The organism is Oerskovia sp. NPDC056781 (assembly GCF_042789955.1).
Taxonomy (GTDB): Bacteria; Actinomycetota; Actinomycetes; order Actinomycetales; family Cellulomonadaceae; genus Oerskovia; species Oerskovia rustica.
This window is the reverse complement of record NZ_JBHUAD010000195.1, coordinates 1-7,765: the sequence shown is the minus strand read 5'-3', so window position 1 is coordinate 7,765 and position 7,765 is coordinate 1. Positions and strand designations below refer to the sequence as shown.

4 protein-coding genes are annotated in these 7,765 nt (G+C 72.8%); 3 read left to right on the top strand and 1 reads right to left on the bottom strand.

From position 1 onward, the window contains the following. Positions 1–35: 35 nt before the first annotated feature. The gene (locus ACFRCR_RS14745) at positions 36–1,139 is read right to left on the bottom strand and encodes an aquaporin (protein WP_377678551.1); all 1,104 of its coding nucleotides are present in this window, start codon (positions 1,137–1,139) and stop codon (positions 36–38) included. Positions 1,140–1,512: 373 nt separating this feature from the next. On the opposite strand from ACFRCR_RS14745, the gene ACFRCR_RS14740 reads away from it, so the two are divergent. The 3 genes from ACFRCR_RS14740 to ACFRCR_RS14730 all read left to right on the top strand — a co-directional run bounded on the left by ACFRCR_RS14740 (position 1,513) and on the right by ACFRCR_RS14730 (position 7,690). Next, positions 1,513–2,733, top strand: a complete 1,221-nt coding sequence (locus ACFRCR_RS14740) for an NADP-dependent isocitrate dehydrogenase (RefSeq protein ID WP_191795760.1) — start codon at positions 1,513–1,515, stop codon at positions 2,731–2,733. A gap of 197 nt (positions 2,734–2,930) precedes the next feature. Next, the gene (locus ACFRCR_RS14735) at positions 2,931–3,917 is read left to right on the top strand and encodes a malate dehydrogenase (RefSeq protein WP_377678549.1); all 987 of its coding nucleotides are present in this window, start codon (positions 2,931–2,933) and stop codon (positions 3,915–3,917) included. A 143-nt stretch (positions 3,918–4,060) separates the two neighbouring features. Next, positions 4,061–7,690 carry an ATP-binding cassette domain-containing protein gene (locus ACFRCR_RS14730; protein ID WP_377678547.1) on the top strand — a complete coding sequence of 1,210 codons (3,630 nt, stop codon included), beginning with the start codon at positions 4,061–4,063 and terminating at the stop codon, positions 7,688–7,690. The last annotated feature ends 75 nt before the right edge of the window (positions 7,691–7,765 follow it).

The following is a 7,765-nucleotide window of genomic DNA, read 5'->3' as shown; positions in this document are numbered from 1 at the left end:
GGACCGGGCCTCGTCGTCCTGGTGGAGCGGCGGCGTCAGGCCTTGGGGGCCGTGCCGTCCGTCGACTGAGGGTCCGACGCGTCGGGCCCGGTGGTGTCCGCCTCCGCGGGCTCGGCAGCCTCGACGACCTCGACCGTCTCGGTCACCTCGACCGTCTCGACGGCGGTCGGAACCTCTGCGGCGGGAGTCGCCGCTTCCTCGGCGACCGCGGCGGCCGTCGCTGCGCCGGCAGTGGCGGTAGCGCCCGCGGCCCCCGTGCCCTCGGACACGACCGCGGCCTCGTCGACCACGAAGACCTCGTCCTCGGCCAGGAGGTCGTCCTGGACGGGGGCGAAGGCGAACGCCCGGTAGAACAGCGCGGTGATCGCGGCGCCCGCGAGCGGGGCGACGACGAAGAGCCAGAGCTGGCTCCAGGTCCACCCGCCCGCGAAGACGGCGGCGGCGAACGAGCGGGCGGGGTTGAGCCCTGCGTTCGTGAACGGCGCGACCACGATCAGCAGCACCGTGAGGGTCAGGCCGATCGCGACGGGCGCGAGCCTGGAGTTCGAGCGCTTGTCCGTGACGCCGAGGATCACGCCGACGAAGATGGCGGCAGCGACGATCTCGATGATGAGCGCCGACCAGACGCTGAACGAGAAGGCGCCGTTCGTCGCGGTCGCGAGCGGGGAGTGCTCCCCGAAGCCGTTCGCGGTCGCGGAGAGGAAGGCCTGCTGCGTCGCGTCGGCGATCAGGCCGCTCTGCTGGAGCACGGGGAGCGCCGAGGACGGGATGGTCGCGAAGAGCACGGCCGAGGCGATGACGCCACCGACGAGCTGGGCGAGCCAGTAGGGGAGGACGTCGGCCCAGGCGGTGCGGCCGCCGATGGCCGCGCCGAGCGTCACGGCCGGGTTGAAGTGTCCGCCGGAGACGTGCCCGACCGCGGCGATCCCTCCGAGCAGCGCGATGCCGCCGGCGAGAGCGACGCCGATCGTGCCCGTGCCGAGGCCGCCGACGCTGTAGAGCGCTGCGCCGAGGATCGCGAGGACGAGGAAGAACGTGCCGAAGGCTTCGGCGCCGAGCCGGGCGAGCAGGCTCGGCCCGACCACGACGGTCGTCTCGTCGACGACGACTGCGTCAGGTGCTGAAGTGTCCTGGGACATGGTGTTCCTGTCTGGTGTCTGTGTGGGGTCCGGGAAGGCCGGACGTTCGGGATGAACATGCGAGGTCGGTGCAGAACCGGCATCTCGGAGGCATCCTGCCACCGATGTCTGGGAGTTCGCTGATCAGTTCGTGACCAGTCTCACTCCGCGAGCGCGACCGCGCCAGAGGGCGGGCCGGGCGCCGGGGACGGGCGGCGCCGTGGGGGCGTGCCGTGCTCTGCCGCGCGGACCGGACGGAAAGTATCTTGATGTCGAGAAGTCGAGTACCCTGGGCGGCGGTCAGCATCAACGGTTCGCGCGCGCGAGTTCCGGCACTCGCCGGTAGCCCCCGGGCGGCCGCAGGTTCCCCTCGCAGAGTTGGAGTTACCCCCGCATGGGCAAGATCAAGGTCGTCAACCCGGTCGTCGAGCTCGACGGTGACGAGATGACGCGCATCATCTGGCAGTTCATCAAGGACCGCCTCATCTACCCCTACCTCGACATCGACCTCAAGTACTACGACCTGTCGATCGAGAACCGCGACGCCACCGACGACCAGGTGACGATCGACGCGGCGAACGCGATCAAGCAGTACAACGTGGGCGTCAAGTGCGCGACCATCACCCCCGACGAGGCACGCGTCGAGGAGTTCGGCCTGAAGAAGATGTGGGTCTCCCCGAACGGGACCATCCGCAACATCCTCGGTGGCGTCGTCTTCCGCGAGCCCATCATCATCTCCAACATCCCGCGCCTCGTGCCGGGCTGGAACAAGCCGATCATCATCGGCCGCCACGCCCACGGCGACCAGTACAAGGCGACCAACTTCAAGGTCCCCGGTGCCGGCACCCTGACGCTCACCTACACGCCTGCCGACGGCTCGGAAGAGATCAAGCAGACGGTCGTCACGTACGGCGACGACGGTGGCGTGGCCATGGGCATGTACAACTTCAACGAGTCCATCAAGGACTTCGCGCGCGCCTCGTTCGCGTACGGCCTGCAGCGGAACTACCCGGTGTACCTGTCGACCAAGAACACGATCCTCAAGGCCTACGACGGCCAGTTCAAGGACCTGTTCCAGGAGGTCTTCGACGCCGAGTTCAAGGACCAGTTCGAGGCTGCCGGCCTCACGTACGAGCACCGCCTCATCGACGACATGGTCGCCTCGGCCATGAAGTGGGAGGGCGGCTACGTCTGGGCCTGCAAGAACTACGACGGCGACGTCCAGTCCGACACCGTCGCGCAGGGCTTCGGCTCGCTCGGCCTCATGACATCGGTCCTCATGACCCCGGACGGCAAGACCGTCGAGGCCGAGGCCGCGCACGGCACCGTGACGCGTCACTACCGCCAGCACCAGCAGGGCAAGCCGACGTCGACCAACCCGATCGCGTCGATCTTCGCCTGGACCCGTGGCCTCATGCACCGCGGCAAGATCGACGGCACCCCCGAGGTCACGGCGTTCGCCGAGACGCTCGAGGACGTCGTCATCAAGACGGTCGAGTCCGGCAAGATGACCAAGGACCTCGCACTCCTGGTCGGCCCGGAGCAGGAGTGGCTGACGACCGAGGACTTCCTCGCGGCGCTCGACGAGAACCTGGCTGCCCGCCTGGCTGCCTGACCCTCCTCACCGCACCGACGGCGCCGCTCACCTCCCGGGTGGGCGGCGCCGTCGGGCGTTCTCAGGGGTGCGGGCCGGGGCCGCGTGCGGCTTCGCGTGCGGGGTGCGTGCGGCGCCCGCGGGTGTGACCGACGCCCCACGGGCGAGGTTCGCGGGTACCCCTGGGGAGCGCGGGGGCGTTGTGACAGAGTGTGGCCATGACAACTCCCGTGAACGTGACCGTGACCGGAGCCGCCGGTCAGATCGGTTACGCCCTGCTGTTCCGCATCGCCGCAGGTCAGCTCCTCGGACCGGACGTGCCCGTCCGCCTGCGGCTGCTCGAGATCCCCCAGGGGGTGAAGGCGGCGGAAGGCACCGCGATGGAGCTCGACGACTGCGCCTTCCCGCTGCTGGCGGGCATCGACATCTTCGACGACCCGCGCGCCGGGTTCGAGGGGGCCAACGTCGGCCTGCTCGTCGGGGCGCGCCCCCGCGGTCCGGGCATGGAGCGCGGAGACCTCCTCGAGGCCAACGGCGGAATCTTCAAGCCGCAGGGCGAGGCGATCAACGCCGGCGCGGCCGACGACGTCCGCGTGCTCGTCGTCGGGAACCCGGCCAACACCAACGCCCTCATCGCCGCGTCGAACGCCCCCGACGTGCCGAAGGACCGCTTCACCGCCATGACGCGCCTCGACCACAACCGGGCGCTCACGCAGGTCGCCAAGCGCGCGGGCGTGCCTGTGTCCGAGGTCCGCAAGGTCAGCATCTGGGGCAACCACTCGGCCACCCAGTACCCGGACATCTTCCACGCCGAGGTCGCCGGCCGCCCGGGCGCCGAGCTGGCCGCGGACGCGGCCTGGCTCACGGGCGAGTTCATCCCGACCGTCGCCAAGCGCGGCGCGGCGATCATCGACGCACGCGGCGCCTCGTCGGCCGCGTCGGCCGCGAACGCCGCGATCGACCACGTCTTCGACTGGGTCAACGGCACGCCCGAGGGCGACTGGACGAGCGCGGGCATCGTGTCTGACGGGTCCTACGGTGTTCCCGAGGGCCTCATGGCCTCGTTCCCCGTGGTCTCGCGCGGCGGGACGTGGGAGATCGTCCAGGGCCTGGAGATCTCGGACTTCTCGCGCGAGCGCATCGACGCCTCGGTCGCCGAGCTCGTCGAGGAGCGCGACGCGGTGCGGGGACTCGGTCTGATCTGAGCCCCGGGGGTCGGCGTCCGGGAGCCCGGGAGCCGACCCCCCGGTGCCCGGTCCGGGTCGGCGGGCTCGGTGCCCGGACCGTGCTGCGGTGCCCGGAAAATCCCTGCGTGCACGTCGGAGGCCCGCCATAGGATCGACGGGCCATGACCGATGCACCCACCGGCTCTCCGACCGGCCCAGACCATGCCCCTTCTTCCCTGACCGCCACCTCGACGGACCCGGCGCGTCGCCTCGACTGGCGGCGGCTGCGCGGTCCGCAGGCCGTGGTCGCTCTCGTCGCGCTCACGGTCGGGGCGGTCGGCGCCGCCTACGGCACGGTCGTCGCGGGCTGGCTCGCGGCCGACCCGACGACGGCGACGCTCCAGCTCCTCGCCGCGTGCATCGTCGGCGCGGCGCTGCTCGACACGGTCGGCCAGGTGGTCTGGGCCGGGGTCGTCGACCGGGCCGAGGGGCGCCTGCGCGGCGACCTGCTCTCCGCAGCCCTGCACCAGCCCCTGGCCACGCTCACCGAGCAGGCCGTGGGCGAGGTGCTGGACCGCGTCGACGACGACACCCACGCGGTCGGCACGCTCGTGCGCCGCCAGGCCTGGGGCGCGGGACGCACGCTCGTCGGCGTGATCCCCATGTGGGTCGTGGCCGGGCTGACGTGGTGGCCCGCGTGGATCCTGTTCCCCGTGCTCGGCGTGGTCGCCGGGCTCATCGTGCGGCCCATGCTCGGGGAGATCGCCCGCCGGAAGGTGATCGAGGAGGCGGCCTGGACGGACCATGCGGCCGTGTTCGAGGAGGCCGTGGCGGCGCGCGACGACCTGCGCACGAGCCTGGGCCAGTCGTTCGCGGTGCGACGGCTCGCCGAGCGGTCGGCGCAGGTCCACCGCAAGTTCGAGGCCGTGCTGTCGGTCGAGTCGCGCATGCTCCGCCGCGCCGGGCTCGTGCTCGCGTCGCTCCTCGCGGGCGTCGCGGTCGCGGGCGCGGCGCTCGCCGCCGACGGCCAGCTGGGCGTCGACCGCCTCGTCACGCTGTTCCTCGTCACGTCGATGTTCGTGGGGCAGACCGACAACCTGGTGCACCACCTGCCCGACATCCAGGAGGGGCTCGGGGCGCTCACGCGCATCCGGCAGATGCTCTCGGTCGCCCCCGAGCCGGTCGGTGGGCGCGACGTGCCCGCCGGGCCGGTCGGCATCGAGCTCCGTGACGTCCACTTCTCGTACGCCGAGGGCACGTTCGCCCTCGACGGCGTGAGCCTGCACGTGCCCGCCGGTGCGACGGTCGCGCTCGTCGGCAGGACGGGCTCGGGCAAGTCGACCCTCGCGTCGTTGCTGTCCCGGGCGGTCGAGCCACCGCGCGGTTCCGTGTTCCTGGGCGGCGTCGACGTGCGCGACCTCGACCTGCAGGCGCTGCGCGCCGCTGTCGGTGTCGTGACCCAACGGACCGAGATCCTCGCGGGGACTCTCGCCGAGAACGTCGCGCTGTTCGCCGACGTCCCACGCTCGTCGATCGAGGCCGCGGTGCGCGAGCTGCGCCTCGACGAGTGGGTGACGGGCCTGCCCGACGGGCTCGACACGCTCCTCGGACCCGGTGGGACGTCACTGTCGGCGGGCGAGGAGCAGCTCGTCGCGTTCGCACGCCTCCTGGTGCGCGACGTCCAGGTCGTCGTCCTCGACGAGGCCACGGCGCGCATGGACCCGCTGACCGAGGCGCGGGTCGTGGCCGCCTCCGAGCGGCTGCTCGCAGGGCGCACGGGCGTGCTCGTCGCGCACCGTCTCACGACGATCGAGCGTGCGGGCCTGATCGCGGTGCTCGACCGGGGAGCCGTCGTCCAGCAGGGCGACCGGGCCGCGCTCGCGCGCGTCGCGGGGCCCTACCGCGACCTGCTCGACGCGAGCGTCGCGCAGGACGGGCGCCCGGCGTCGGTGCTGGTCGACGGCCGGGGGAGCGAGCTCGTGGAGGGCGAGGGCTCGCGCCCGGCCGAGGCCGCCACGACACCCCTGGCAGGAGCTGCCGGATCCACGGACACCTCCGACGGCGACCCGGCGGCGGAAGCCGTCGGCGGTCGACGTCGGCTCGGTGAGCCGCCCGCCCTGGCGGACCCGGGCGACGGACCCAGCCTCGCGCGCGGCGTCCTGCACGCGCTGTTCGTGCGTCCCGCGTGGGGCGTCGTGGGCGCCGGGCTGTTCCTCGTGGCGAGCCTGGTCTCGGCGCAGGGGGCCGTCACGGGCTTCCTGTGGGGGCACGCCGTCCAGGGGCTCGACGAGGGCTTCCCGGTCACGCTGCTCGTCCCGTTCGTCGTGCTCCTCGTGGTCGCGCCCTTGTGCCTCGCGCGCGCCCTGTACGTCTACCCGCGGTGGTGGATCGAGGTCCTGCTGCGTGTACGCATGTCCGTCATGGCGGGCCAGACGCGCCAGCACCGGCTCACGTCCACGCCGCCGGGCGAGGTCGTGGCGCGGGCCATGGACGCCGACCGCTTCGTACGCTACGCGGACCGCTGGGTCGACCTCGTCAACGGGCTCGTCATCGCGGGGGTCACGGCCCTGCTCAGCCGGTCGTGGCTCGCGGGGGCCGTGCTGCTCGCGGTCATGGTCGTCTCGGCAGCCGCGTCGGCGCTCGGTCGCCCGATCGCGGGCCGGTCGGCCACACGGTCCTCGGCCGCCCGCGCCCGGTTCGGGCGTGCTCTGGTCTCGGCGCTCGACTCGGCGCGTTCGGTCAAGCTCGCGGCCCGGACCCCGCAGGTGCACGCGCACCTGCACGAGGTCGACGCGGGCCGGGTGCGGGCCGCGATCTTCGAGCACCGGGTGCAGGCCGCGCTCGACGGGGTGCCGCTCGTCATGATCCAGCTCGGTGTCGTCGCCGCGTGGGCCGGTCTCCTGACGGGCACGTGGGACCTCGCGACGGCGCTCCTGGTCGCGAACGCGGTCAACGGCTTCGGGTGGTTCGGTGTCGTCGCGGGGGCGGTCGTGACCGAGGCGCCGGGCACGCGGTCGTGGCAGCGTGCGACGAGCCGGCTCGCCGCCGGGGCGGACCTCATGGACCTGCCCCCGGGTGTCGACCTCCTCTCGGGGGCGGCCCCCACGCCCGTGCCGGGCACACGGCAGGCGCTCGAGCTGCTGGAGCTGGCGGGCGTGAGCGCGCTGCACGACGACGGCACGATCGGCGTGCAGGGCGTCGACCTGACGATCGAGCGCGGCGAGCTCGTGCTCCTGCTCGGCCAGGTGGGGGCGGGCAAGTCGAGCCTGCTCGCAGCCCTCGCAGGGCTCATGGAGCACACGGGCCACATCCGCTGGAACGGGACCGACGTGGAGGACGCGCAGACGTTCCTGCGTCCGGGGCAGGTCGCTCACGTCGCGCAGGTCCCGCGCGTGCTGTCGGGGACGTTCGCCGACAACGTGCGGCTCGGGCACGAGCGCGAGGTCACCGGTCCGGTCGCGGCCGCGCGTATGGAGCGGGACGTGGTCGAGGCGGGCGGTCACGGTGCGCTCGTGGGGCATCGCGGGGTCCGGCTCTCGGGTGGTCAGGTGCAGCGGCTCGCGCTCGCCCGGGCGCTCGCGACCGACGCCGAGCTCCTGCTGGCCGACGACGTGTCGAGCGCTCTCGACGCCGCGACGGAGATCGAGCTGTGGTCGTCGTTGCGCGAACGGGGGACCACGGTGATCGGTTCGACGTCGAAGCGCGCGGCGCTGGCGCGGGCGGACCGGGTCGTCGTGCTCCACGACGGCGCGATCGCGGAGGTCGGCCCGTGGAGCGACCTGGCGCCGCGGTGGGGGCACCTCGCGGGCTGACCCGTAGCGTCGACCCGTCCTGGCCGCGCGGTCGGGTCGCGTCGCATCCAGTGCCGAAGCCGAGGCCGGTCGGGC